This window comes from Devosia sp. LjRoot16 (genome assembly GCF_964252795.1).
Lineage (GTDB): Bacteria > Pseudomonadota > Alphaproteobacteria > Rhizobiales > Devosiaceae > Devosia_A.
Genome location: NZ_CAXUPH020000002.1, coordinates 264,875 through 288,331 on the forward strand (window position 1 = coordinate 264,875; position 23,457 = coordinate 288,331).

23 protein-coding genes are annotated in these 23,457 nt (G+C 64.5%); 8 read left to right on the forward strand and 15 right to left on the reverse strand.

The annotated features are described in order from the left end of the window. Positions 1-6: 6 nt before the first annotated feature. The 4 genes from ACSQ23_RS11700 to aspS all read right to left on the reverse strand — a co-directional run bounded on the left by ACSQ23_RS11700 (position 7) and on the right by aspS (position 6,434). On the reverse strand, positions 7-297 hold the full coding sequence (locus ACSQ23_RS11700) for a Dabb family protein (protein WP_436090741.1): 291 nt from the start codon (positions 295-297) through the stop codon (positions 7-9). Next, positions 297-2,588, reverse strand: a complete 2,292-nt coding sequence (locus tag ACSQ23_RS11705; protein WP_055878144.1) for an NADP-dependent malic enzyme — start codon at positions 2,586-2,588, stop codon at positions 297-299. Before ACSQ23_RS11705 ends, ACSQ23_RS11700 begins: the two co-directional genes overlap by 1 nt. A gap of 233 nt (positions 2,589-2,821) precedes the next feature. Then, a complete protein-coding gene (locus ACSQ23_RS11710) occupies positions 2,822-4,411 on the reverse strand; it encodes an EAL domain-containing protein (RefSeq protein WP_436090742.1) in 1,590 nt (529 codons plus the stop codon). A gap of 250 nt (positions 4,412-4,661) precedes the next feature. After that, on the reverse strand, positions 4,662-6,434 hold the full coding sequence (gene aspS / locus ACSQ23_RS11715) for an aspartate--tRNA ligase (RefSeq protein WP_055996726.1): 1,773 nt from the start codon (positions 6,432-6,434) through the stop codon (positions 4,662-4,664). Positions 6,435-6,656: 222 nt separating this feature from the next. On the opposite strand from aspS, the gene rnd reads away from it, so the two are divergent. Further along, entirely contained in the window at positions 6,657-7,823 is a 1,167-nt protein-coding gene (rnd, locus tag ACSQ23_RS11720; RefSeq protein ID WP_055878149.1) for a ribonuclease D, read from the forward strand. Positions 7,824-8,043: 220 nt separating this feature from the next. Here the strand turns inward: rnd and ACSQ23_RS11725 are convergent, their stop codons facing one another. Genes ACSQ23_RS11725 through ACSQ23_RS11740 form a run of 4 tightly spaced genes read right to left on the reverse strand, consistent with a single transcriptional unit; the run spans position 8,044 to position 13,604 of the window. Then, positions 8,044-9,582, reverse strand: a complete 1,539-nt coding sequence (locus ACSQ23_RS11725) for a Ppx/GppA phosphatase family protein (RefSeq protein WP_055996087.1) — start codon at positions 9,580-9,582, stop codon at positions 8,044-8,046. After that, positions 9,579-11,792 (reverse strand): RNA degradosome polyphosphate kinase, encoded by a 2,214-nt coding sequence (locus ACSQ23_RS11730; RefSeq protein ID WP_436090743.1) that lies wholly within the window; start codon positions 11,790-11,792, stop codon positions 9,579-9,581. The genes ACSQ23_RS11725 and ACSQ23_RS11730 overlap by 4 nt, the downstream gene beginning before the upstream one ends. Then, complete coding sequence (locus ACSQ23_RS11735) at positions 11,746-12,486, reverse strand: hypothetical protein (protein WP_436090744.1); 741 nt, start codon at positions 12,484-12,486, stop codon at positions 11,746-11,748. The genes ACSQ23_RS11730 and ACSQ23_RS11735 overlap by 47 nt, the downstream gene beginning before the upstream one ends. Further along, positions 12,483-13,604 carry an AI-2E family transporter gene (locus ACSQ23_RS11740; RefSeq protein ID WP_436090745.1) on the reverse strand — a complete coding sequence of 374 codons (1,122 nt, stop codon included), beginning with the start codon at positions 13,602-13,604 and terminating at the stop codon, positions 12,483-12,485. The genes ACSQ23_RS11735 and ACSQ23_RS11740 overlap by 4 nt, the downstream gene beginning before the upstream one ends. A gap of 108 nt (positions 13,605-13,712) precedes the next feature. On the opposite strand from ACSQ23_RS11740, the gene purM reads away from it, so the two are divergent. The 3 genes from purM to purN are packed head-to-tail and all read left to right on the forward strand — an operon-like array spanning position 13,713 to position 15,860. Continuing rightward, positions 13,713-14,789 (forward strand): phosphoribosylformylglycinamidine cyclo-ligase, encoded by a 1,077-nt coding sequence (purM, locus tag ACSQ23_RS11745; RefSeq protein WP_436090746.1) that lies wholly within the window; start codon positions 13,713-13,715, stop codon positions 14,787-14,789. Beyond that, positions 14,789-15,271 (forward strand): AAA family ATPase, encoded by a 483-nt coding sequence (locus ACSQ23_RS11750; protein WP_436090747.1) that lies wholly within the window; start codon positions 14,789-14,791, stop codon positions 15,269-15,271. Before purM ends, ACSQ23_RS11750 begins: the two co-directional genes overlap by 1 nt. Then, entirely contained in the window at positions 15,264-15,860 is a 597-nt protein-coding gene (gene purN, locus ACSQ23_RS11755; RefSeq protein WP_436090748.1) for a phosphoribosylglycinamide formyltransferase, read from the forward strand. Before ACSQ23_RS11750 ends, purN begins: the two co-directional genes overlap by 8 nt. On the opposite strand, the gene ACSQ23_RS11760 is transcribed toward purN, so the two are convergent. Together ACSQ23_RS11760 and ACSQ23_RS11765 are read right to left on the reverse strand one after the other, a co-directional pair. Further along, on the reverse strand, positions 15,861-16,748 hold the full coding sequence (locus ACSQ23_RS11760; RefSeq protein WP_436090749.1) for a bifunctional helix-turn-helix transcriptional regulator/GNAT family N-acetyltransferase: 888 nt from the start codon (positions 16,746-16,748) through the stop codon (positions 15,861-15,863). A gap of 142 nt (positions 16,749-16,890) precedes the next feature. Then, positions 16,891-17,439: a hypothetical protein gene (locus ACSQ23_RS11765; protein WP_156384530.1), complete on the reverse strand. Its 549-nt coding sequence runs from the start codon at positions 17,437-17,439 to the stop codon at positions 16,891-16,893. A 161-nt stretch (positions 17,440-17,600) separates the two neighbouring features. Here ACSQ23_RS11765 and ACSQ23_RS11770 point away from each other — a divergent pair, with 161 nt between their 5' ends. From ACSQ23_RS11770 to ACSQ23_RS11785, 4 genes are all read left to right on the forward strand, one after another. Beyond that, positions 17,601-17,987 (forward strand): tautomerase family protein, encoded by a 387-nt coding sequence (locus ACSQ23_RS11770; RefSeq protein WP_055996066.1) that lies wholly within the window; start codon positions 17,601-17,603, stop codon positions 17,985-17,987. Positions 17,988-18,000: 13 nt separating this feature from the next. Continuing rightward, a complete protein-coding gene (locus tag ACSQ23_RS11775) occupies positions 18,001-18,891 on the forward strand; it encodes a DMT family transporter (RefSeq protein ID WP_055996063.1) in 891 nt (296 codons plus the stop codon). Beyond that, a complete protein-coding gene (locus tag ACSQ23_RS11780) occupies positions 18,888-19,241 on the forward strand; it encodes a VOC family protein (protein WP_055878169.1) in 354 nt (117 codons plus the stop codon). Before ACSQ23_RS11775 ends, ACSQ23_RS11780 begins: the two co-directional genes overlap by 4 nt. A 65-nt stretch (positions 19,242-19,306) precedes the next feature. Further along, positions 19,307-19,891, forward strand: coding sequence for a carboxymuconolactone decarboxylase family protein (locus tag ACSQ23_RS11785; protein ID WP_055878171.1), 585 nt, complete (start codon positions 19,307-19,309; stop codon positions 19,889-19,891). Position 19,892: 1 nt separating this feature from the next. On the opposite strand, the gene ACSQ23_RS11790 is transcribed toward ACSQ23_RS11785, so the two are convergent. From ACSQ23_RS11790 to ACSQ23_RS11810, 5 genes are all read right to left on the reverse strand, one after another. Continuing rightward, positions 19,893-20,378: a VOC family protein gene (locus ACSQ23_RS11790; protein ID WP_055878173.1), complete on the reverse strand. Its 486-nt coding sequence runs from the start codon at positions 20,376-20,378 to the stop codon at positions 19,893-19,895. 86 nt (positions 20,379-20,464) lie between these two features. Continuing rightward, positions 20,465-20,758: a DUF1330 domain-containing protein gene (locus ACSQ23_RS11795; protein ID WP_436090750.1), complete on the reverse strand. Its 294-nt coding sequence runs from the start codon at positions 20,756-20,758 to the stop codon at positions 20,465-20,467. A gap of 8 nt (positions 20,759-20,766) precedes the next feature. Beyond that, positions 20,767-22,266, reverse strand: a complete 1,500-nt coding sequence (gene gatB / locus ACSQ23_RS11800; protein WP_055996060.1) for an Asp-tRNA(Asn)/Glu-tRNA(Gln) amidotransferase subunit GatB — start codon at positions 22,264-22,266, stop codon at positions 20,767-20,769. Positions 22,267-22,412: 146 nt separating this feature from the next. Next, on the reverse strand, positions 22,413-22,919 hold the full coding sequence (locus ACSQ23_RS11805) for an AAA family ATPase (protein WP_055996057.1): 507 nt from the start codon (positions 22,917-22,919) through the stop codon (positions 22,413-22,415). After that, on the reverse strand, positions 22,916-23,434 hold the full coding sequence (locus ACSQ23_RS11810) for a GNAT family N-acetyltransferase (RefSeq protein ID WP_055878180.1): 519 nt from the start codon (positions 23,432-23,434) through the stop codon (positions 22,916-22,918). The genes ACSQ23_RS11805 and ACSQ23_RS11810 overlap by 4 nt, the downstream gene beginning before the upstream one ends. Positions 23,435-23,457 lie beyond the last annotated feature (23 nt).

A 23,457-nucleotide genomic window follows, 5' to 3' on the forward strand; every position in this document is an offset into this window, starting at 1 on the left:
AGCACCTCACACCGGCTCGTAGTCGATCTCCAGGAACTTCTCGACTTCGCGGTCCCAGCGCTCTTTCACGAACTTCACGTGCTTGGGGTGCTCGTTGTAGGCGGTGTAGGCAGCCTGGTCGGCGAACTCCATGGAGAAGCCGAACTCGTAGTCGTTCTTCTTCGAGGTCTGTCGCAGCTGCTCGAATTTCTTTACGCCCGGGATTTCCTTCAGCACCAGCGCGTCACGCAGAAACGCCTTCTCCATCAATGAACCGTGGGCGTGCTTCAAATTGAATACGACAGTATGCCGGATCATCAGGTCCTCTCCCCCAACGCTACCGCTTCGCTGGCGGCAATTGCCGTCATATTGACGATTCCGCGGCTGGTGGTCGAGGGGGCAAGAATATGGGCCGGTGCCCGCGGCCCCATCAGGATCGGACCGACGGCCAGCGCGTTGTTCATTTCCTTGAGCAGCGTCATCGACAGGTTGGCGCTGTCGAGGTTGGGGAACAGCAAGAGGTTCGCTTCGCCCTTCAGCACCGATTCCGGGATGTAGCGGCTGCGCAGCTCATCGTTGAGCGCCAGGTCACCCTGCATTTCGCCCTCGATGATCATCTCGGGGGCCACGGCTTTCAGCTTCTGGTAGGCCTCACGCATCTTGTAGGCAGTGTCGCCGTCGCGCGAACCGAAGTTCGAGTAACTGAGCAGCGCCGCCTTGGCCTCGATGTTGAAGCGCTTGAGATGGTCGCGCGCCTGGAGGGCAATGGCCACCAGCTCATCCGGGGTCGGGTCCATGTTGACGTAGGTGTCGGCGAGGAAGAACACGCCGCGCGGCATGATCAGCATCGACAGCGCCGAGACGTCCTTCACGCCATCCTGCAGCCCGATGATCGAGCGGATGTCGCGCACGTGCTTGATGAAGCGGCCCTGGAAGCCGCAGAGCATGGCATCGGCGTCGCCGCGCTTCACTGACAGCGCCGCAATCACCGTGGTGTTGGTGCGAACGATCGTCTTGGCGATATCAGGGGTCACGCCGTTGCGGCCGACCAGCGAGTGGAACAGCTCGACATAATCACGATAGCGCGGGTCATCCTCGGGGTTCACCACCTCGAAATCGCGGCCCGGCTTGATGGTCAGCCCGAAGCGCTGCAGCCGGCTTTCGATCACCTGCGGGCGGCCGATCAGGATCGGCAGCGCCATGCGGTCTTCGATCATCACCTGCGCGGCGCGCAGCACGCGCTCGTCTTCGCCGTCGGCAAAGGCGATGCGCTTCTGCTGGCCGATCACCTTGTCGATCACCGGCTTCATCACCAGGCCGGAGCGGAAGACGAAGCGGTTGAGGCTGTCGTGATAGGCTTGGAAATCGGTGATCGGGCGCTTGGCGACGCCCGACTCCATTGCCGCCCGCGCCACTGCCGGCGCAATGCGGAGGATCAGCCGCTGGTCGAACGGGTTCGGGATGATGTGCTCGGGTCCGTAGACCGCAGGCTGGCCGGAGGGCGACACTTCCAGCCCGGGGTCATGCGCCAGCTTGGCGATCGCCTGCGCCGCCGCGAGCTTCATTTCCTCGTTGATGGTGGTGGCGCCGACGTCGAGCGCGCCGCGGAAGATGAAGGGGAAGCAGAGGACGTTGTTGACCTGATTGGGATAGTCCGAGCGCCCGGTGCACACCATGGCGTCGGGGCGGATTTCCTTCGCCACCTCGGGCATGATCTCGGGGTTCGGGTTGGCCAGCGCCAAGATCAGCGGGTTCGGCCCCATTTTCTGCAGCATCTCTGGCTTCAGCGCGCCGGCCGCCGACAGGCCGAGGAAGATGTCGGCGCCGTCGATCACCTCGGCCAGCGTCGTGGCGTTCGACTGCCGGCAGAAGCGGCCGCGCCACTTGTCGTTGACGTCGTCTCGCTTGTCGGTGAGCAGCCCGTCCTTGTCGGCCACCCAGATGTTCTCGAGCTTTGCACCCAACGCGACGAGGATGTTGAGGCAGGCGATGGCCGCCGCCCCTGCCCCGGAGGTGCAGATCTTCACCTCCTCGATCTTCTTGCCGCTGAGCTCCAGCCCATTCAGCACCGCGGCGCCGACGATGATCGCCGTGCCGTGCTGATCGTCGTGGAACACCGGGATCTTCATGCGCTCGCGCAGCGCTTCCTCGATGGCGAAGCACTCGGGCGCCTTGATGTCCTCGAGGTTGATGCCGCCAAAGGTCGGTTCCAGCGGGCGCACCACCTCGATGAATTTCTGCGGGTCGGTCTCGTCGATCTCGATATCGAACACGTCGATGCCGGCGAATTTCTTGAAGAGCACCGCCTTGCCCTCCATCACCGGCTTACTGGCCAGCGCACCGATATTGCCGAGCCCGAGCACGGCGGTGCCATTCGAGATCACTGCGACGAGGTTGCCGCGCGAAGTGTACTTGGTCACCGCCTCGGGATCGGCGGCAATTTCCTCGCAGGGCGCGGCGACACCGGGGGAATAGGCCAGAGACAGGTCGCGCTGGTTGCCGAGCGGCTTGGTCGCCTGAATCTCAAGCTTTCCGGGCTTGGGGAACTGGTGGAAATGCAGCGCCGCTTCACGCAGCGCTTTCTTCTGTTCGGTCACGTCGGCAGACATAAACACCCTCCCGGAAACTCAGGAGTGAGTGCCACTAATCGAGGGCGATGAAAAGGCGGGGATAGCGGGAAACTGACGGGAAGGAGTTTCCTCGCCCGGTGGCTGTGGACCCCCACCCCTGTCCCCTCCCCGCAAGGGGGAGGGCGACCAAAACACTGATGCCGGTGTCGGCGTCTCCCTCCCCCTTGCGGGGAGGGATTAAGGGTGGGGGTCAGCTTGCGCCGGACCTTCGGCTAAGCCGCGCTCACCTGCACCAGCCCCGGCAGCACCACCGGGGCATTCAGAGCCCGTGCCAGGTCGCGGAAGGCGCCAGCCTTGAGCGCCGGAGCAAAGAGGTAGCCCTGCGCCTGCACCACGCCACGCGCCCTCAGGTACAGCGCCTGGGCTTCGGTCTCGACGCCCTCGGCAACGATCTCGGTGCCGAGGTCGCGCGCCATGGCGATTAACCCGTCGAGCACCGGCACCGGCGCGCCCTCGGGCTTGATCATGTCGACGAACACGCGGTCGATCTTCACCACGTCGACGCCGAGCGTCTGCAGGTACGCGAGGTTCGAGTGGCCGGTGCCGGCGTCGACCATCGCCAGCTTGCAGCCCAGCGCGTGCAGCCCGGCGATGACACTCTGCGCCTGTGCCATTTTCTCGAGCGGCTTCCGCTCGGTGATCTCGAACACCAGTTGCCGGAAGCTGATCGCCGAGTTGGAAAAGATGGTGTGGACGTCGTCGACGACCGTGCCGTCGCGGAAATGCCCCTCGAACAGGTTGATCGAGATCTTCAGTTCCGGCATGTCCCCACAAAGCGCGCTCAGGTCGGCTTTCACCTGCTGCATCAGACTGACCGTCATCGGCAGCGCCAGCCCCGTCACCTCCGCATAGTCGATGAAGGCGCCGGGCGGCACCACTTCGCCGCTCTTTTTCTCCCACCGGCACAGCACCTCACAGCCGGCGAGCGCACCGGTCCTCAAGTTGATCACCGGCTGGTAGTAGGGCTTCAACTCCCCTGCAGCGATCGCCCGCTCGAGGTCGAAGGCCGGCAGGTCGGACCGGCGTACATATTGCAGCGCGAGGATCAGGAACGCTCCGCACATCAGCGCCGCCACCACGGTGAAGCTTGCGTCGAGATCGCCGTAATCGGCTCGTACCATGGCGAACGGCACCGCCGCCGTCACTCGGATCGGCAGTTCGCCGGCAAAGCTCTCGGCCGTGACGAACTCGATATCGCCGCGGTTATCATAGGCCTTGGGGTCGCCGACAGTGACGATCTCAGCGCCGTCAGTCAGCGACACCCGCATCATCGAGGTCGGCCTCAACCCGTTCAACAGGCTGTCCGGCTCGGCCGCCAGAATCGGCACGAAGGCCGATACCTTTCGCGTCGTGCCAAACGCTTGCGTCACCTTCAGCGCGGGGATTCGGAGGTCGGCGTACTTCGCTACCTCGATGGTCTCGGTCTGGTTGGGCACCGACAGCGGGCGCGACAGCGGCGAGTATTTCACGTCCTTGCCGAGTGCGTCGCAGTACTGCACCCCGTCGGCATTCTCGACCAGCACCTGCTTCAGATAGAGGCTCAGCTCCATCTGCCGATGCACGTTGGCGATGAAGCTGGGGGTGCAGAGCGAGGGACTCTCGGCGAGGATGCGGCGCAACGACGAGATCGCGTCATAGGCGGTCGCCTGCACCCGGCTTGCGACCGCATCCACCGATTGCTGCAGCAGCACCCGCTCACGCACCCGCACGTAGGAATCGAGCACGAAATCCACGGCCATGACCGGCAGGAACGCGGCAAAGGCCGCGAGTAGCATCAGCACATGGGCATACTTGGACTTCAAGCGAATCCGCCCCCGACGGAGATAGGCAACAAATGCCTAGCGGGCGGACTTTAAGAGAGTGTTAACGGTGATTAACCGACCGTGCCGGAATGGGACGCCGGTGATTGATAGCCGCCATCGCGAATGGAGGTTCCCGCTTTCGCGGGAATGACCCCGGTGGTTGGGACGGACATCGGAACGACTACGCGAACCTGCGTTCATACTCCCGCCGCTTCCTCGGAAACGGAAAGGGCGCCCGAAGGCGCCCCACTCACTTGGTGTCGGCGATCACCCGCACGTGCAGCTCGCGCAGCTGCTTGGGCTCGGCCGGGCTCGGAGCGCCCATCAGCAGATCTTCGGCCTGCTGGTTCATCGGGAACAGCGTGATCTCGCGCAGGTTCTGCGCACCGCAGATCAGCATGACGATGCGGTCGATGCCGAAGGCGGCTCCGCCATGCGGCGGGGCACCGTACTGGAAGGCGCGATAGAGGCCGCCGAACTGCTCCTCGACCTCGGTGCGCGACTTGCCGGTCAGCTCGAACGCCTTGACCATGGTCTCGGGCAGCTGGTTACGGATCGAACCCGAGGCGATCTCAAAGCCGTTGCACACCGCATCGTACTGGAACGCCTTGATGCTCAGCGGGTCCTCGGTGTTCAGCGCGTCGATGCCGCCCCGCGGCATTGAGAACGGATTGTGCGCGAAGTCGAGGCGCTTTTCTTCCTCGCTCCACTCGTAGAACGGGAAGTCGACGATCCAGCACAGCTTGAACTGGTCGAGCTGGGTGAGGTTGAGGTCGAGACCGATCTTCACCCGCGCTTCGCCGGCGAACTTGTACATCTTGTCCGGGCGGCCGAGCACGAAGAACACCGCGTCGCCGTCGGCGAGGCCGAGCTGGGTGCGGATCGCCGCGGTGCGCTCTTCGCCGATGTTCTTGGCCACCGGGCCCGAGCCTGCCCCGTCCTTGAAGAAGATGTAGCCGAGGCCCGGCTGACCCTGCCCCTGGGCCCAGGCGTTCATGCGATCGCAGAAGGCGCGGCTGCCGCCGGTCCTCGCCGGAATGGCCCAGACTTCTACCTTGGCGTCGCTGGCGATCTGGTTGGCGAACACACCGAAGCCCGAGCCGCGGAAGTGCTCGGTGACGTCCTGCATTTCGATCGGGTTGCGCAGGTCGGGCTTGTCCGAGCCGTACTTGCGGATCGCCGTGTCATAGGGGATGCGCGGCCATTCCGTCGTCACGGGCTTCCCGTCGGCGAACTCCTCGAACAGCCCGGTGATGACCGGCTGCATGGTGTCCCAGATTTCTTCCTGGGTAACGAAGCTCATCTCGAGGTCGAGCTGGTAGAACTCGCCCGGCAGGCGGTCGGCGCGCGGGTCCTCGTCGCGGAAGCACGGCGCGATCTGGAAGTAGCGGTCGAAACCGGCCACCATCAGCAGCTGCTTATACTGCTGCGGTGCCTGCGGCAGGGCGAAGAACTTGCCAGGATGGATGCGGCTCGGCACCAGGAAGTCGCGGGCGCCTTCGGGCGACGACGCGGTAAGGATCGGCGTCGAGTACTCGGCAAAGCCGATATCGCCCATGCGGCGGCGCATCGACGAGATCACCTTGGTGCGCTTGACGATGTTGGCATGCAGCGTCTCGCGGCGCAGGTCGAGGAAGCGGTATTTTAGGCGGATGTCTTCCGGATAATCCGGCTCGGCGAACACCGGCAGCGGCAGCTCGGTGGCTTCACTCAGCACTTCGAGCTCGCGGATGAACACTTCGACCTGGCCGGTCGGCTGCTTGCCGTTGACCGTTTCGGGCGTACGCTGCTTCACCTCGCCATCAACCCGGATCACCCACTCGGAGCGCACCGTCTCGGCCAGCTTGAACGCCTTGGAATCGGGATCGATCACCAGCTGGGTCAGCCCATAATGGTCGCGCAGGTCGATGAACAGCAGGCCGCCGTGATCGCGGACGCGATGCACCCAACCGCTGAGGCGCACATTATTGCCCACGTCACCCTGGCGAAGGGCGGCGCAGGTGTGGGTGCGGTAGCGGTGCATTTCACTCATCTCTTGTCTCTGAGGCAGGCGGATTTCGGGGCCGGACAAGCGCATGCGAGGGCGCAATTGTCAAGTTGAGCGGCCCTGACCGAAAGCGCAGAGAACGCACGGGAACCCAGATGACCACGCCGCGAGACCGTGACTTATTCGCCACTCTGTGCTCGCCATTCGCGTGTCCCACTGTTATTCAGGATTGGTAAGCCTTGTGACGAAAGAGTCTTGATGGAGCTCATTACTTCGACCGACGTGCTCGCCGCCTTTTCGAAGCGCGCCGCCGGTTATGATTTCGTGACGGTCGATACCGAGTTCCTGCGCGAAACAACCTACTGGCCGAAGCTCTGCCTGCTGCAGGCGGCAACCCTCGACGAAGCGGTTCTCATCGATCCGCTCGCCCCCGGCCTCGATTTGTCGCCGTTCTTCAAGCTCCTCGCCAACGACAAGGTCCGCAAGGTCTTCCACGCGGCCCGGCAGGACATCGAAATCTTCGTCAAGCTGACCGGCAAAGTGCCCGCCAACATTTTCGACACCCAGGTCGCCGCTTCCGTTTGCGGCTTCGGTGACAGCGTCAGCTACGACAACCTGGTCCGTTCGATCACCAAGGTCGAACTCGACAAATCTTCCCGCTTCACCGACTGGTCGGCCCGGCCGCTGACCGAAAAGCAGAAGGTCTACGCCCTCGCCGACGTCACCCATCTGCGTGACGTCTATGCAGCGCTGGTCAAGCAGGTCGATGATACCGGCCGCTGGGACTGGGTGGAGGACGAACTGGCAGTGCTCGAATCGATCCACACCTATGTGGTGCAGCCCGAGCATGCCTGGGAGCGGCTCAAGGCCCGCCTCGCCAAGCCGCGCGATGTCGCCGCGCTGAAGGCGCTGGCGGCCTGGCGCGAGCAGCGCGCCCAGGATACCGACCAGCCGCGCAGCCGCATCCTCAAAGACGACGCGCTGATCGAATTGGCGATGCAGCGCCCGCTCAATCCCGAGAGCTTCGACAAGCTGCGCGCCGTGCAGCGCGGCTATGGACGCTCCTCAGCTGCCGGCGAGATTGTCTCGATCCTTAGGGATGTCGAAGCGCTGGGGAAATCCGACCTGCCCAAGCTGCCCGACCGCCACCGTGGTCCCTCGCCCAAGGGCGCCGTCGGCGACCTGCTCCGCGTACTGCTGAAATCGGTGGCTGAGGATAACGGTGTTGCCTCGCGCATCATCGCCACCTCCGACGATATCGATGCGCTGGTGCTCGATGACGATGCGGACGTGCCGGCACTGAAAGGCTGGCGCCGCAAGCTGTTCGGCGACAAGGCGCTTGCCATCAAGCACGGCAAGCTCGGCCTCGCGGCGAGCAAGAAGGGCGTCATCGAAATCGAGATCATCGACGACGACGAAGAGTAGGCGCGCTCAAGCCTGTTGCCGAGGCGCCGCGGCCGAATGGAAGCCGTGGTTGAGTAACCCACTGCTATCACCCAGCCCACGATGTCGTCCCAGCGAAAGCTGGGACCCATTTGTCCGCTGGTGCAGATGGTGAATTGGGTCCCAGCTTTCGCTGGGATGACAGCCGGTGGGTGGATCAACAGTGAGCCTAGCCAGCTTCCCGGCCGGCGGGCGATGCGCCCTACCCCGCCACCACATCCGTAAGCTTGATCCCGACGACGCCGGCCAGCTGATCCAGCCGGCCGCGCAGGTGTTCGCCGTCGAGGAAAGCCAGGTCGCTTGGCAAGTCGAGTTTCAGGATGCCCTTGTCGATGAAGAAGCCGACGCGCGGCAGCACGCCGGGCATGGCCGCCGACATCGGATAGGCAACGCGGAACGCCGCGCCCAGCAGGCGCGCCCGGGCGCTCATCGCCGGGCCGGAGAGCGCCAAGAGGCTCTGGCTCATCGATTTCTGCTTCAGCCCCATGTAGCGGACCGCCAGCACCTCGGCGAGGAAAGCGCGACCGGGATGGTCGACGCCGGTGGCCGAGCCGTAGGCGACCATGTCGACGGCCTGCTCGCCGCGATAATCCGGGTGGCCGCGCCAGCCGATATCGGCGAGGTAACAGGCGACCTTGCGCAGCCTGGCCTCCTCTGCCGTCTCGGTGATACCGAGGGTGGTCAACAGTTCGGCGGTGAAATCGATTAGGTCCTCGGCATGCGCCGGCGAACGGGAGCGCAGCACGCTCATCTGCTCGGCGGTCTGCATTAGCGGATCGACGGCGCGCTCGTCCTCATCGAGCAGTCCGTAAAGGTAGCCCTCGCGCACCCCCAGCGCCGAGAACACCACGGTCTCGAACTTGCCGGCCTTCAGCACTTCGATCAGCACCGCGGCGCCATAAGGCACCAGGTCCCGCCGGCCGGAGCTGACATGCTCCGAACCGGTATAGGGTTTGTTCGCCGCCGTCGCCGTGACGATGTCTTCGCACAGCTTCAGCATGTCGCTGGCCTTGACGGCATAGTGCTGCACCATGTGCAGTGGGTAGTCGCGCAGCACCTGGTGCACCTTGGCGAGCGACCGCCAAGTGCCGCCGATGGCGCAGAAGCTACCGCCCTGCCCGTCCATCAGTTTGGATTTCTTCAGCCGCTGTTTGGCAATCGCCTGTGCCTTGGATGGCGACACATCGGAATCGTCCTGCAGGCGGATAACGCCAAGTTCATGCGTCTCGCCGGTGGAATCGGTGCCGCCCGCAATGGACGACAGCTCGAGGCTGCCGCCACCGAGGTCGCCGACCACACCGACAAAACCGGGCATGCCGGAGATGGCGCCGAGCGCGGCGAAGTGCGCTTCCTCAGCGCCCGAGAGCACGGTCACCTTGGCGCCCATGATCTCTTCGACGGCGTCGACGAAGGCCTTGGAATTGGAAGCCTCGCGCACCGCCGAGGTGGCAAGGATGTGGGTGGTCCCCGCCCGCATCAGTTTAGACACCAGGGCAAAGCGCTGGATCGCGGTCAGCGCGCGATCGATGTTCTCGTAGGCGATCTTGCCGGTCTGGGCGAGGCCTCGGCCGAGGGCGCAGGCGGTCTTCTCGTTGTAGAGCGGGGTCAGTGAACGGGCGTGCCGCTCATAGACCACCAGGCGGACCGAGTTGGACCCGATATCGAGCACGGCAACAGGTCGCGCGCCCTTGAGGCGGCCCTGCGCGGTGGGGTCGGCGTCGACGCCCCAGTATTGGTTCACTGGCTTCTCTCTTCGTTGTCGCGCTTCAGCGCCGTACCGCGGCCCGACAGGCTCGCATGCGTCATGAAGTAGTCGTGCGCATTGTAGGGCTCTTCGCCCTCCTTGGGCCTGATCCTATCGGAACTGCCGTCCGGAAGCACCTCCCAGCTTTGCTGGTTATCCTTCAAATATGCGACCATGGTGCGGTCGAGGATCTGCTCGTGCACCGTGGTGTTGAGAATCGGCACCATCACCTCGACGCGCCAGTCGAGGTTGCGCAGCATAATGTCAGCCGAACTCATATAGACCTTGGCCTTGCGCGAGGGCAGCGGCGCCCCTTGCCCGAAACAGAAGATGCGGCTGTGTTCGAGGAAGCGGCCAACCAGCGACTTCACCCGGATATTGTCCGAGAAGCCCGGGATTCCCGGCCGCAGGCAGCAGATGCCGCGCACGATCAGCTCGATCTTCACGCCCCTGCGGCTGGCGTCGTAGAGCGCGTCGATGATCTCGGGATCGACCAGCGCGTTCATCTTCAGCCAGATATTGGCCGGCTCGTTCCGCTCGGCGAACTCGACCTCGCGGGCGATGTGGTCGAGCAGCGTCTGCCTGAGCGTCACCGGTGAGAAGGCGATCGCCTCCATCTCGGCCGGCCGGGCATAACCGGTGATGAAGTTGAAGACGCGGGCGACGTCACGGGTAATCGATGGCTCGGTCGTGAAGTAGCTGAGGTCGGTGTAGATTTTGGCAGTAATCGGGTGGTAGTTGCCGGTCCCGAGGTGGCAATAGCTCACCAGCTTCCCACCCTCGCGGCGTACCACCTGGCTCATCTTGGCGTGTGTTTTCAGTTCGATAAAGCCGAACACCACCTGCGCGCCAGCTCGTTCCAGGTCTCGGGCCCAGCGGATGTTGGCTTCTTCGTCGAACCGCGCCTTGAGTTCCACCAGCGCGGTCACGGTCTTGCCCGCTTCCGCCGCCTGCACCAGCGCCTTGACGATCGGGCTGTCGCGCGAGGTGCGGTAGAGCGTCTGCTTGATCGCCACAACGTCTGGATCGCGCGCCGCCTGCATCAGGAACTGCGCCACCACGTCGAAGCTCTCGAAGGGATGGTGGACCAACAGGTCCTTGGCGCGGATGGCAGCGAAGATATCGCCATTGTAGTCGCGGATGCGCTCGGGGAAGCGCGGCAGGTAGGGCGTGAACTTGAGGTCCGGCCGGTCGACGTCGCAGATCTTCGATGCGTCGGCGAGGCCGAGGAAGCCCTCGACCTCGAACGTATCAGTGGCGCCGACCCCCAGCCGCTCCGAGATGTGGCGGCGCAGGGCGCGCGGCATCTTCTTTTCGATCTCGAGGCGGATCACCATGCCGCGGCGGCGCTGGCGCAGGGCGGATTCGAACTCCACCACCAGGTCGGCGGCTTCGTCGTCGATTTCGATTTCGCTGTCGCGGATGATGCGGAAAGCGCCCGAGCCCGACACCTGATAGCCCGGGAACATCTTGTCGATGAAGCGGTTGATCAGCGTGTCGATGGTCACCACTTCGACCCGGTTCGGCGCCGCCAGTTCATTGGGCAGCGTGACGAAGCGATCGAGGTTCGAGGGCACGCGCACCAGGGCGGTCAGCGTCTGGGTCGTCCCCTCGCGCACCATCTCGAAGGCCAGGGTGAAGCCGAGATTGGGGATGAACGGGAACGGGTGCGCCGGATCGACCGCGATCGGCGTCAGCACCGGGAAGATCTCTTCGCGGAACAGTTTCTGCAGGTACTTTACCTGCTCCGGCGTCAGGTCGTCGGCCTCATGGATCACCACGTCCTTGGCGAACAGTTCCTCGCGCAGCTGCTGCCAGTGATCCTGCTGCTCGAGATGCAGGTGCTGGGCCAGCGTCGCGATCTCTTCGAGTTGTTCGGCCGGCGACAGCCCGTCGGCGCTCTGCTTGGTGAGGCCGGCGCGCAGCTGGCCCTTCAGCCCGGCGACGCGCACCATGAAGAACTCGTCGAGATTGTTGGCCGAGATCGAGACGAACCGCAGGCGCTCGAGCAGCGGGTGATTGACGTTACCGGCCTCCTCCAGCACGCGCATGTTGAACTGCAGCCAGCTGACCTCGCGGTTGACGAAGCGCGCCGGGCTCTGGCGCAGTTCGGCGACGTCGGGCGCCTCCTGCTGCGGCTGTTCGGCGATTTCGCTCATCTCATTCATCGTCGTCGGCTCCGAGATCGAGGGCCAGCTGTCGGTCATCACGCGCTGCGCTCCGCTGCCTGAGCGCTTCGCCGGCAATCGCACGAGTGATGGCAGTGCCACGCTCGAGCGCCATGCGATCCATCATTGACGCAAGGGCAACCGCCTCTTCCGACGATCGTTCCATGCGCGCCACCAGATAGGCGATGATCCTGGGTTCAACGGCCACCTGACGATCGTCGAACAGCTTCACGAACATCTGTGACAATTGGATATCGTCGCTCAGTGACACGGTGAAATGCGCCGCGAGTCGAGCCCGCGATTTCAGATCATCGGTTGCGAACGGCCAGTTTGCAACGGGCTGACGTGCCGTCAGCAGCAGCGGGCGGCGGTCGCGCATCGACTGGTTGAGCAGGTGGAACAACTCGGCCTCGGCGTAGCCTGCCCGGTCGGCATCTTCGACCACCAGCGGCTGCGTGCCGCCGTCGCGCGACAGCGCCTCGGCGGTCTCGGGCGTGGCATGCTCGGCCCCTGCCCGTTCGGCCCAGATACGCGACAGATGCGACTTGCCGGAACTCGCGGGCCCTTCGAACAGCGTCAACGGACCAGGCCAGTGCGGAAAGGCCAGCACATGCGCATGCGCCAGCCGGTTGCCCTCGCCGACGATGAAATCGTCCTCGGCATGCGAGGCCTCGTGTCCGAGGTCCAGCGCCAGCTGGCCGGGGCGAGGCGCGACAAACTCCGGCGAGGTCATTTCTCCGCCGGAGCGCGCAGCTTCCGCGCCGGCTTTGGCGACGCGGGCTCGGGCGCCGGTGGTGGCGCGGGCACGTCCTCCGAGCCGAGATAGAGGCTCGATTGCTGGTACTTGGTCAGCGCAAAGCGCGTCAGCACGCCCGAGATCGCCGCCAGCGGCACCGCCAGCAGCAGCCCGACGAAGCCGAACAGCAGGGCGAAGGCGAACAAGGCGAACATCAGCCAGACCGGGTTGATGTTGATGCTCTGCCCGACCAGCTTGGGATAGAGGATGTTGCCCTCGAGGAACTGGCCGACGATGTAGATCATCAGCACGATCAGCACGAACACCCACTGATCGGGCCAGAACTGCACCAGCGCCACCGTCATCGACAGCGCGAAGCCCACGAGAAAGCCGACATAGGGCACGAAGCTCAACAGCCCACCAATCAGGCCAATCGCGAGGCCATAGTTGAGCCCCGCCAGCGTCAGCGCCGTGCAGTAGTAGACGCACAGCACCAGGATTACCGAGCCCTGCCCGCGGATCACGCCCGCCATGGCGCCGTCGATATCGGCGAGCACGCCGCGAATCTCGCCGCGGTAGCGGCGCGGCAGCAGGTCATCGACCTTCTGGACCATGCCTTCCCAGTCGACCAGCAGGTAGAACGCCACTACTGGGGTGATGAACAGCACGGCGATGGTGTTGATCACCGTGAGCCCGCTCTGCGCCAGCGTGCCGGTGACGATACCGGCGAACTCGACGCCGCGCCCGATCAGGTCGGTGAGGCTGCCTTCGAGCTGCGCCGTGCGCTCCGGCCCCAGCCATTCAGTGAACTGCGGCATCCATTGGCGCAGCAGGTCCTGCAGATCGGCAACATATCCGGGCAGACCCGCGATGAGCCCGCCGATCTGCACAGCAATCAGCGGCACCAGTGCCAACAGCAGCCCGAGCAGCAGGATCAGCACCAGCAGCAGCACCAGCATGGAGCCCCAGGACCGGCCAATCCCAAGCTTTTGCAACCAGTTGACCACTGGATTGAGCAGATAGGCGAGCGTCAGGCCGACCACGAACGGCAAGAGGATCGAGCGGAACACCCAGAGCAGCAGGATGGCCGCAACAAACAGCCCAGCCCAGATCATTACCTGATATCTTAGGCTCAAGGTCCCGGGCGTCTCTTGCGTGACTGAGGTGGAGCGGTTATCAGCGCTCGGCAATTCCGCTACCCCTGAAAATCTGGCGAACAGCCCATGTCCGACGCGCAAAACGTGCCATCAAACGGGCTCTCGTACAAGCAGGCCGGCGTCGACATAGACGCAGGCAACGCGCTTGTCGAGGCCATCAAGCCCGCAGTCCGCTCCACTCGCCGCCCGGGCGCCGATGCAGAAATCGGTGGCTTTGGCGGATTGTTCGACCTCAAGGCAGCCGGCTTCACCGATCCGATCCTCGTCGCAGCCAATGACGGGGTGGGCACCAAGCTCAAGATCGCCATCGAAACCGGCAATAATGGCAGCATCGGCATCGACCTCGTCGCCATGTGCGTCAACGACATCATCGTGCAGGGCGCCGAGCCGCTGTTCTTTCTCGACTACTTTGCCACCGGCAAGCTGGATGTCGCGACCGGCGCCGCCATCGTCGAGGGCATCGCCGAGGGCTGCCGCATCGCCGGCTGTGCGCTGATCGGCGGCGAGACGGCCGAGATGCCGGGGATGTATTCGGGCAAGGACTATGACCTCGCAGGCTTTGCGGTCGGCGCCGCCGAGCGCGGTACGCTGCTGCCGCGAGAGGATGTCGAGGCCGGCGACGTGCTCGTCGCCATCGCGTCGTCGGGCGTCCATTCCAACGGCTATTCGCTGGTGCGCAAGATCGTCGAGGTCTCGGGCATCGACTGGTACCTGCCTGCCCCGTTCGAGCCAGGCAAATCGCTCAGCGACGCCCTGCTGGTGCCCACCCGCATCTACGTCAAACCGTTGCTCTCGGCGCTGAAGGCTGGCATCGCCATCAAGGCGCTGGCCCACATCACCGGCGGCGGCTTCATCGACAACATCCCGCGCGTTCTGCCCGACAGCCTTTCGGCCCATGTCGAACTCGACAAGGTCACCGTGCCGAAAGTGTTCGGCTGGCTGGCCCGGGTCGGCGGCATGAACGAGCGCGAGATGCTCCGTACCTTCAACTGCGGCGTGGGTATGCTTTGCGCCGTGTCGAAGCAGGACGCGAGCAAACTGGTCGAACATCTTGCTGCAGCTGGTGAAACTGCCGCGATCGTCGGCGAGCTGCGGTCGCGCACCGGTGAACCGGTGACGTTCGAAGGCGCGCTCGCGCTCTGATGGCTGCAACCTGCGGTCGCCTGATCATCGTCTGCGGCCTGCCCGGCGCGGGCAAGACCACCGCCGCGACCGAACTGGCCGAGCGCCACGCTGGCGTCCGCTATTCGCCCGACGACTGGATGGATGCGCTCGGCATCAATCTCTGGGATGAGGCGAAGCGTGCCGGCATCGAGCAGCTGCAATGGCAGCAGGCGCAGAGCCTTTTGGCACTCGGCGGCACGGCCATCATCGAGTGGGGCACCTGGGCCCGTTCCGAGCGCGACGCGTTGCGCGAAGGCGCCCGTGCGCTGGGTGCTGCCGTCGAGCTTGTCCACATGGATGCCCCAATCGACGTGCTCCTCGACCGCGTTACCAGGCGCGGCCGGGAATCACCGCCGATCGATCGCGCCATGCTAGAAGATGCCTCACGCGCCTTCGAACGGCCGACCGCCGAAGAACTCGCCCTCTACGACCCTCCAGCAAAGGCCCCGCCCCGTGACTGAGCCGAAAAAGCGTGTTGCCATCCTGATCTCCGGTCGTGGGTCGAACATGACCGCGCTGATCGAGGCCGCCAAGGCGCCCGACTATCCGGCCGAGATCGTCGGCGTGTTTGCCAACAAACCGGATGCCGGCGGGCTGCAGATCGCCGCCGGCCAGGGTATTGCCACGGCCTGGCGCTGGCATAAGGACTATCCGAGCCGTACCGGGTTCGAGCTGGCCTTGTCGGACGTGCTGAAGCTCTGGCGGCCCGATTTCATCGCGCTCGCCGGCTTCATGCGCCTGTTCACGCCTGAGTTCACCGAGAAGTGGCAGGGCCGGATGCTCAACGTTCACCCCGCGCTGCTGCCACTGCACAAGGGCCTCCATCCGCAGCAGCAGGCGCTCGACGCTGGCGACAGCGAAAGCGGCTGCACGGTACATTTCGTCACAGCGGGCACGGACGAAGGGCCCACCATCCTGCAGCGCCGCGTCCCGATCCTCCCCGGCGACACTGCGGAGACCCTCGGCGCCCGCATCCTCGTCGAGGAACACATCGCTTACCCCGAGGCACTGGCCATGTTGGCGCGCGGCGAAGTCACCTTCGAAGGCTGATCAAGCGGCAATCGCTGAGCGACCGCGCCAGATCATGTAGACATTGGCCCGATCGTAAGGCGAGCCTTCGCGGATCGCCGGCTGATGCTCGAAGCCGGTCCGCTCGTAGAGGTGGATCGCCGACTCGAGCCGCGTATTGGTCTCGAGGAACAGCTCGGCGCCACCGAGCCGCTCGAACTCGGTAATCGCCGCCTCGATCAGCTTCCTGCCAATACCGACGCCCTGTACCGCGGGATCGACCCCCATCTTGGTCAGCTCGTACTCGCCGGGCGCATGTTGCTTCAGGGCGCAGGTCCCGACTACGGCATCGCCGAGCAGTGCGAACAGCACCGCGCCACCGTGCTCGACGATCGCCTCTGGGTGCGACATCACCTCGATGTCATAGGGCTCGAGCACGAAGTAGCGCTCCAGCCAGATGGCGTTGAGCCGGTAGAAATGCGTGCGCAGTTGCGGGCTGAGCGGCACGATCCGCACCGTCTCCTGGCTGTAGGCGCGTGCCTTCGCCGTGATGAGGTCGGCCAGCCCCGGCGCCGCCACCTGCTCCAGCCCGGCCAGCAGCGTCGCCGGATCTAACCCGGCGCCGGCGACTCGCTCCTCCAGCGCGTCGCGGATCGCGCGCCACAGCGGTTTGGCCGTCTGCAGCGCGGTCTCGGCCTTCGCCGTCAGAGTCAGCCGTCGGGTCCGGCGGTCACCGGCGTCGCTCGCCGTGTTCACCCAGCCGTCGCGGACCAGGCGCGTGGTCAGCTGGCTGATGGCGGAATGGGTCTGGCCGACCGCGCTCCCGATCTCGCCCACCGTCATCGGCCCGCGATCGTGCAGCAGTCGGAGAATCGGGAACCAGCGTGCCTGCAGCTCAATGCCGTGCCGTCCGTAGACCTCATCGGCCATGGCCTAGAGCTGGTCGCTGATCGCCTTGAGCTGGCTGCCCAGCGAGAGCAGCCCCATATCGCCGAGATAGGTCATTCCTGGCTCCTGCAACGATATATGTAAGTACTAACATATCTCCGTTCGAGGGACCATCGCAAGCCTATTACTTCCTCGGGTGGTCCGCCGTGCACCACACTTCGGCCTCGGCAATGAAGGCACTCGACAGCGGCTGCGCCTCGTCGAGCTTGATGGCACCAGCCAGTGGGCTGCCACCGACGCTGATCGAGCCGTCGCGGCAAGGGATCCACACGGTGGAGAGGATGTTGGGCGTGCCCCCGAGGTCGTAGTCGTCCTTGCGGGTGAGATAGCGTTCGATCGGCCCGGATATCTCCACCGTCACGTCGCCGGCCGATGCCCGCAAACCAGTATCGAGGTCGAGCTCGAAGCGAACCGGCGCCAACGTGAATTCCGGCTCGCGCCAGGCAATGCCGGCACTGACGCTCCTGATGTGTCGATTGAACTCCGCACCGAGCCACGCCCCGAGTTCGCGATCAGGTCCGATGATGCGGGTGCACTGCGGCGTCCCGAGCACGAGGGCGTGTCCCTTGCCGCGCAGCGACCAGTCCACCCGCCAAACCGAGGCGTAAGCAGTGGCCCTGCCTCCGTCGTAGAGCGTCACGCACGGGTTGGCGCCCATCAGTCTCAATGTCATGCTGGCGGCCCTCCATCCGCCGGCTATGTAGGTACGGGCGCCGCCGAGACCAGAGGTGGACGAAACGCTGCCATCACGGGAATCGATCGGACCCATCGTCAAAATCGGTTCGACGCGACTCTGCTTTGTGGTCCATGTTCCGGCCTTCTCGAGGATACCCGATGCCATCAACACGACTTGAAACCCGCGCCGGCTGGATCGGCGATCGCCATGCGGCGCTGATCGCCGCGGTGCAGCGCGCGCTGGTCGAGGGCATCCGCATCCCGGAGCAGGATCGTGACATCCGGATCATCGAATATCCCGCGCATGCCTTCGCGCCGCCCGACGGCAAGAGTGTCAACTACACCGTTCTTGAGATCACGATGTTCAGCGGCCGCTCGGTGGACGCCAAGCGCCGGCTCTATGCCGCGCTGGTCAGCGAGCTCGGCGTCTTCGGCATTGCTCCGTCCGATCTAAAGGTTGTGCTGCACGACGTGCCGCGCGAGAACTGGGGGCTGGGTGGCAAGGCCGCCGTTGATATCGAACTCGGCTTCAAGGTCGAAGTCTGAAGGAGCCGTACCGATGAAACTGCAATACTGGCTGCTCATCATCCTGCTCGGCGCCGTCTGGGGCTGTTCGTTCCTGTTCAACGCGATCCTGATCCGCGAGATCAGCCCGCTCTGGGTAGCCGCCGGACGGGTCAGCATCGGCGCCGCCATCTGCTGGCTGGTGTTCTTCGCTACCCGCAAGAAACTGCCGACCGATCCGAACCTCTACTGGCAGTTCCTCATCCTCGGCATCCTCAATTACGCCATCCCTTTCGCGCTGTTCCCGTTCGCAGAGCAGACCGTCGCGAGCTCGATCGTCGGCGTCATCAACGGCATGACCCCGATGACCACGGTGATCGTCTCCCAGCTCTGGCCGGGTGGTGAGAAAGCCAGCTGGAATAAGGTGGCCGGCGTCGCCATCGGCTTTGCCGGCGCGGTGATCCTCGCCCTGCCCTCGCTCGGCGTCGGCGCCTCGGCCCAGATCATCGGCCTCCTCGCCGCGTTCATCGCGACGCTCTGCTACGCGCTGACCCTCAACTATGCCCGCCGCTTCGCCAAGGTGGAGCCCTATGCCGTGGCCTCGGCCTCGCTCACCGGCGCCGCGCTGATCTCGGTTCCCATCGCGCTGTTCTTCTCCGGCATCCCGATCATCACCCGCCCCGAGACCTGGGGCGCACTGTTCGGCATCTCGGTGTTCTCGACCAGCTTCAGCTTCCTCCTGGTCTACTGGCTGTTGCCGCGGGTCGGCGCCACCAACCTGTCGCTCAACACCTTCATCACGCCGATTTCGGCGATCCTGCTCGGCGTGCTGATCCTCCACGAACGCTTCGAGCTGATCCACATCCTCGGCATCATCGTGATCTTCCTCGGTCTCGTTTTCATCGACGGCCGGCTGGTCAAGGGCTGGCGCAAGGCGCCGGCGTGACAGTCAAGCGCATCGTCGCAAACATCGCGGCCGACGACCTGTCTGCCGCCAAGCGGTTCTACGGCGATGTGCTCGGGCTGGACCAGCTGATGGATCACGGCTGGATCGTCACCTATGGCTCGTCGGCGCAGATGAGCGTGCAGGTAAGCGTCGCCGGTGAGGGTGGATCCGGCACGCCGGTGCCGGATCTCTCGATCGAGGTAGATGATCTCGAGGCTACCTTCGCCAAGATTCGCGCCGCCGGATTTGCCGTTGAGTACGGCCCTGTCGACGAACCATGGGGCGTCCGTCGCTTCTATGTCCGCGATCCGTTTGGGCGCCTGGTGAACATCCTCAGCCATACCGACTAGCGTTCAGCCACGGTTCAGGTGACCTGCTCCACCCCTAGTCATCATATGACCTGAGGAGGCCACCGGTGTTCATCGGAACCATCGACGAGAAAGACGCGACCGGCGCCATTGCCGATATCTACCAGACCGAAGCGGCGGCGCTGGGCTTCGTGATGGAAGGCACCAAATGCTGGACCGCCCTGCCGCACATCGCCCCGATGGTCGAGCACCTGCTGCATGCGGCGCGGAACAACTTCTCGCTCGGGCTGGTCAGCTGGCGGCTGATCACGCTGGTCGCAGCCAAGCAGATTCCCTCGAGCTATTGCTCGCATGTCTACGCCAAGCTGCTGGTCAGCGACCTGGGCTCGAAGGAGAAGGTGCTCGCCATCCAGCACGATTTCCGCAGCGCCGGCCTCGCGGCGAAGACCGTGGCCATGCTGGCCTATGCCGAGCAGGTCGCGCGTGACGCCAGCCTCATCACCGAGGGCGACATCGAGGCGCTGCGTAAGCACGGCTTCACTGATCGCGAGATCGCCGACATAGCGTTCTGCGCCGCCTATCGCAGCTTCATGAGCCGCTATTTCGATGCCGTCGGCGCGATGCCGGAATCCACCTGGCTCGACCCCGATCCGGAGTTTCGCGCCGCGATGACGGTGGGTAAGCCCGTCTGAGCTACCAGACCGGCCTGGAGATGGCGTCGCGGTCTCCAGGTTGCTGCTGGTCGATGGCGGTATCGCGACCGACGTCCTCGATGACCACGTCCTCGCGCATGGCGAGTTGCGCGGTTGGCGTCGACACATCGATCACCATGCCGTTGAGGTCGCGGATCAGCCCGCGGGTCTGGCCATAGTCCAGCGCAATAGCCTCCGACACCACGTCGGCGCCCATGGCCCGGGCGCGGTCGAGCACCTCGAACACGTCATCGACCTCGAAGGTGAGGTAGGTTCCCTCGTGCATGCCCCAGGCATGGCGCGGCGTGAACTGGCTCATCTGGTCGATCAGCCCAATCTGGACGTTCGCCTGGCCCTTGGGGGTGAGCACGACGAACCAGTCGCTGTCATAGATCGTCTCGAGCCCGAACAGCTCCTTGTAGAACCTGGTGCTGTCAGCGAGGTCCTTGCAGAGGACATTGAACAGAACACGATTGAGCACCGACATGGCTGCCTCCGTAGACGGGGTGGTTTTCGTCAACGGTCTGCGACGGCGAGGGTTCCGAAACGGCTTCGTAGCGATCCCACAGCGGATCAGCCGTCAAACCCTTCGACGATGGCGAAATTGGCGGAACTCGCGCCGAGGCGGGCCTGCATGCCCTGCTGGTATTCCTGGGAGTGGTAGGCACGCAGCGCGTGCTCGTAGCTGGGGAACTCGACAACCACGACGCGAGGCCCGACCGTGCCCTCGACGACGCTTTGCTGACCGCCACGGACGATGAACCGGCCGTCATTGGCGGCGAGGAAGGGCCGAACGAACGCCTGATACTGCTTATAGAACTCGGGGTCGGTGACCTCGAGATTGACGACCCAGTATCCGCTAGCCATCGCCCCTCCTATTCGAGCCCGAGTTTCCTTTTCAGAATCTCGTTCAGCGCCTGCGGGTTGGCCTTGCCACCCGAGGCCTTCATCGCCTGTCCGACGAACCAGCCGATCAAAGTGGGCTTCGCCTGTACCTTGGCCACCTGGTCCGGGTTGGCGGCGATGATCTCGTCGACCACCTTCTCGATGGCGCCGAGGTCGGTCACCTGCTTCATGCCGCGCCGCTCGACGAGATCGGCCGGCTCGCCCTCGGGCTCCTCGGCGATGATCACCTGCAGCAGGTCCTTGGCGCCCTTGGACGAAATGGTCCCGGCTGCCACGAGATCGACGATGCCGGCGATCTGATATGGCTTGATATGCGTCTCAAAGGCCGAGAGACCCTGGCTGTTGGCATAGGCTGCGATATCGCCGGTGACGAGGTTGGCCACCGCCTTGCCGTCGCGTTTGGTGCTGCCGAACTTCACCGCGGCCTCGTAATAGTCGGCCGTCTCGCGCTCCAGTGTCAGCACCATCGCGTCGTAGGGCGTCACGCCGTACTCGGAAACGAAGCGCGCTTCCTTCTCATCGGGCAGTTCCGGCAAATGCTGCGCCAGATCGTCGATGAAGGCCTGGTCGAACTCCAGCGGCAGCAGGTCCGGATCGGGGAAGTAGCGGTAGTCGTGCGCTTCTTCCTTCGAACGCATCGAGCGCGTCTCGCCGGTCTTGGGGTCGTAGAGCCGAGTCTCCTGGTCGATCGAGCCGCCGGCCTCGAGGATATCGATCTGGCGGCGCGCCTCGAACTCGATGGCCTGGCCGGCGAAGCGGATCGAGTTGACGTTCTTGATCTCGCAGCGCGTGCCAAACTCGCCGCCGGGCTTGCGCACCGAGACGTTGATGTCGGCGCGCATCGAGCCCTGCTCCATGTTGCCATCGCAGGTGCCGAGGTAGCGCAGGATGCTGCGCAGCTTGCCGAGGTAGATCTTGGCCTCTTCCGAGTTGCGCAGGTCAGGCTTCGAAACGATCTCCATCAGCGCCACGCCCGAGCGGTTCAGGTCGACGAAGCTCATGGAAGGGTGCTGGTCGTGGATCGACTTGCCGGCATCCTGCTCGAGGTGCAGCCGTTCGATGCCGATCTCGATCCGCTCGCCGCCCATGTCGAGGAACACCGAGCCCTCGCCGACGATCGGGTCCTTGAACTGGGAAATCTGGTAGCCCTGCGGCAGGTCCGGATAGAAGTAGTTTTTCCGGTCGAAGATCGAGCGCTTGTTGATCTTGGCCTTCAGCCCGAGCCCCGTCCGCACCGCCTGACGCACGCACTCGTCGTTGATCACCGGCAGCATGCCGGGCATCGCCGCGTCGACGAAGCTGACATTGGAGTTCGGCGGCGAGCCAAATTCGGTCGACGAGCCCGAGAACAGCTTGCTCTCCGAGGTCACCTGCGCATGCACTTCCATGCCGATGACGATCTCCCAGTCCCCGGTTGCTCCCTGGATGAAGCTCTTGGGGTTGGGCGTGCGAGTATCGATAAGGGTCATGGGCTAAGGCTCTTGTTCATTCCGACTTTGTCTATGGCATAGCCGAGCGCTGCAGAAAACTTCTCTGCGCGCCAAACTTCGGCAAATCCATGCCGCTGACAGAGCGCGATGGCTCTGCGATTGCCCGGAACCGGCTCTCCGAACCGTCACGAGCGCGGATCGACGACGCGGAGCACGGCGTCCAGCACGTCGTCGAAGGCGCCGCTGGTATCGATCTCGTGAGTCGCACCATCCCGCAGGATCGGCTCCACCTCACGGATCAGTTCGAGAACACGCTCCGTCTCACCCACACCTTTGCCGTAACTGTTGCCCGTTCGGGCCGCGAGCCGCATCGCCACGACGGGCTCGGGCGCGCTCAGCAGCACCACTGCATCGAGTTGCGGGTAGAACTGCCCCTGGTTGGGCGAACAGCCGCTGATCACCAGGATGTCGGCGCCCTCCTCCGCCAGCAGCTTTCCGACGCGGTCGTCGCGCCAGACCCAGTCGCGTCCGGCCTCGACCGGCGTTCCCGGCGCGTTATCCTCGACGACGTCGACCCAGTGCGACCAGGCATCGGAATCGAGATCGACAGCCTTGTAGCCGCGGGCGGCAATTGCCGCCGTGATGGTCGATTTGCCGGTGGCTGACATCCCGGTCAGCAGGATCCGCCTCATTCGTCGTCGTTCAGCGGACCACGATAGGGGGAGAGGCGTTTTTCCAGCCGGACGCTGGTTTGCGGGTCACTGCCAGTGGCGCCTTCGCGCTTCAGCACCAGGATGCGGTAGCCCTGATGCTGGTAGAAGTTCACCGCCCGCACATTGTCGCTCAGCGTATCGAGCTGCACCTTGTCGGCGCCCTCGAGCTCGATGATCGATTCCATGCGGCGGAGCAGCAGCGTGCCGATGCCCTGGTTCTGCAGCGACGGCGTGACGAACAGGTAGGGAATATAGGGACGGCTGCGCGCCCGGGCGCACCAGCCGACCGGCGAGCCGTCGATTTCAGCAACGATCGTGCGATCGAGCAGCTCGTGCACGGCGATACCGAGCCGGCGCTTCTCGTTCGCCCGGCTTGCCGCCTCACCGCTGAGGAAGGGCTGCAGGTCGCGTTCCCACGCGAGCAGCGCGATGTCGGCGAGACGTTCTGCCTCGCTCGCCACAGCCTTGCGGATAGTGATCTCCGGCGACGTCATCGAAGCCTCCACTCCGCCCACGC

What these genes read in the sequence shown, in the direction of transcription:
- ACSQ23_RS11700 (WP_436090741.1), bottom strand. Translation starts at nt 297, where the DNA reads ATGATCCGGCATACTGTCGTATTCAATTTGAAGCACGCCCACGGTTCA.
- ACSQ23_RS11705 (WP_055878144.1), bottom strand. Translation starts at nt 2,588, where the DNA reads ATGTCTGCCGACGTGACCGAACAGAAGAAAGCGCTGCGTGAAGCGGCG.
- aspS (WP_055996726.1), bottom strand. Translation starts at nt 6,434, where the DNA reads ATGCACCGCTACCGCACCCACACCTGCGCCGCCCTTCGCCAGGGTGAC.
- rnd (WP_055878149.1), top strand. Translation starts at nt 6,657, where the DNA reads ATGGAGCTCATTACTTCGACCGACGTGCTCGCCGCCTTTTCGAAGCGC.
- ACSQ23_RS11730 (WP_436090743.1), bottom strand. Translation starts at nt 11,792, where the DNA reads ATGACCGACAGCTGGCCCTCGATCTCGGAGCCGACGACGATGAATGAG.
- ACSQ23_RS11735 (WP_436090744.1), bottom strand. Translation starts at nt 12,486, where the DNA reads ATGACCTCGCCGGAGTTTGTCGCGCCTCGCCCCGGCCAGCTGGCGCTG.
- ACSQ23_RS11740 (WP_436090745.1), bottom strand. Translation starts at nt 13,604, where the DNA reads ATGATCTGGGCTGGGCTGTTTGTTGCGGCCATCCTGCTGCTCTGGGTG.
- purM (WP_436090746.1), top strand. Translation starts at nt 13,713, where the DNA reads ATGTCCGACGCGCAAAACGTGCCATCAAACGGGCTCTCGTACAAGCAG.
- ACSQ23_RS11750 (WP_436090747.1), top strand. Translation starts at nt 14,789, where the DNA reads ATGGCTGCAACCTGCGGTCGCCTGATCATCGTCTGCGGCCTGCCCGGC.
- ACSQ23_RS11760 (WP_436090749.1), bottom strand. Translation starts at nt 16,748, where the DNA reads ATGGCCGATGAGGTCTACGGACGGCACGGCATTGAGCTGCAGGCACGC.
- ACSQ23_RS11765 (WP_156384530.1), bottom strand. Translation starts at nt 17,439, where the DNA reads ATGACATTGAGACTGATGGGCGCCAACCCGTGCGTGACGCTCTACGAC.
- ACSQ23_RS11770 (WP_055996066.1), top strand. Translation starts at nt 17,601, where the DNA reads ATGCCATCAACACGACTTGAAACCCGCGCCGGCTGGATCGGCGATCGC.
- ACSQ23_RS11775 (WP_055996063.1), top strand. Translation starts at nt 18,001, where the DNA reads ATGAAACTGCAATACTGGCTGCTCATCATCCTGCTCGGCGCCGTCTGG.
- ACSQ23_RS11790 (WP_055878173.1), bottom strand. Translation starts at nt 20,378, where the DNA reads ATGTCGGTGCTCAATCGTGTTCTGTTCAATGTCCTCTGCAAGGACCTC.
- ACSQ23_RS11795 (WP_436090750.1), bottom strand. Translation starts at nt 20,758, where the DNA reads ATGGCTAGCGGATACTGGGTCGTCAATCTCGAGGTCACCGACCCCGAG.
- gatB (WP_055996060.1), bottom strand. Translation starts at nt 22,266, where the DNA reads ATGACCCTTATCGATACTCGCACGCCCAACCCCAAGAGCTTCATCCAG.
- ACSQ23_RS11805 (WP_055996057.1), bottom strand. Translation starts at nt 22,919, where the DNA reads ATGAGGCGGATCCTGCTGACCGGGATGTCAGCCACCGGCAAATCGACC.
- ACSQ23_RS11810 (WP_055878180.1), bottom strand. Translation starts at nt 23,434, where the DNA reads ATGACGTCGCCGGAGATCACTATCCGCAAGGCTGTGGCGAGCGAGGCA.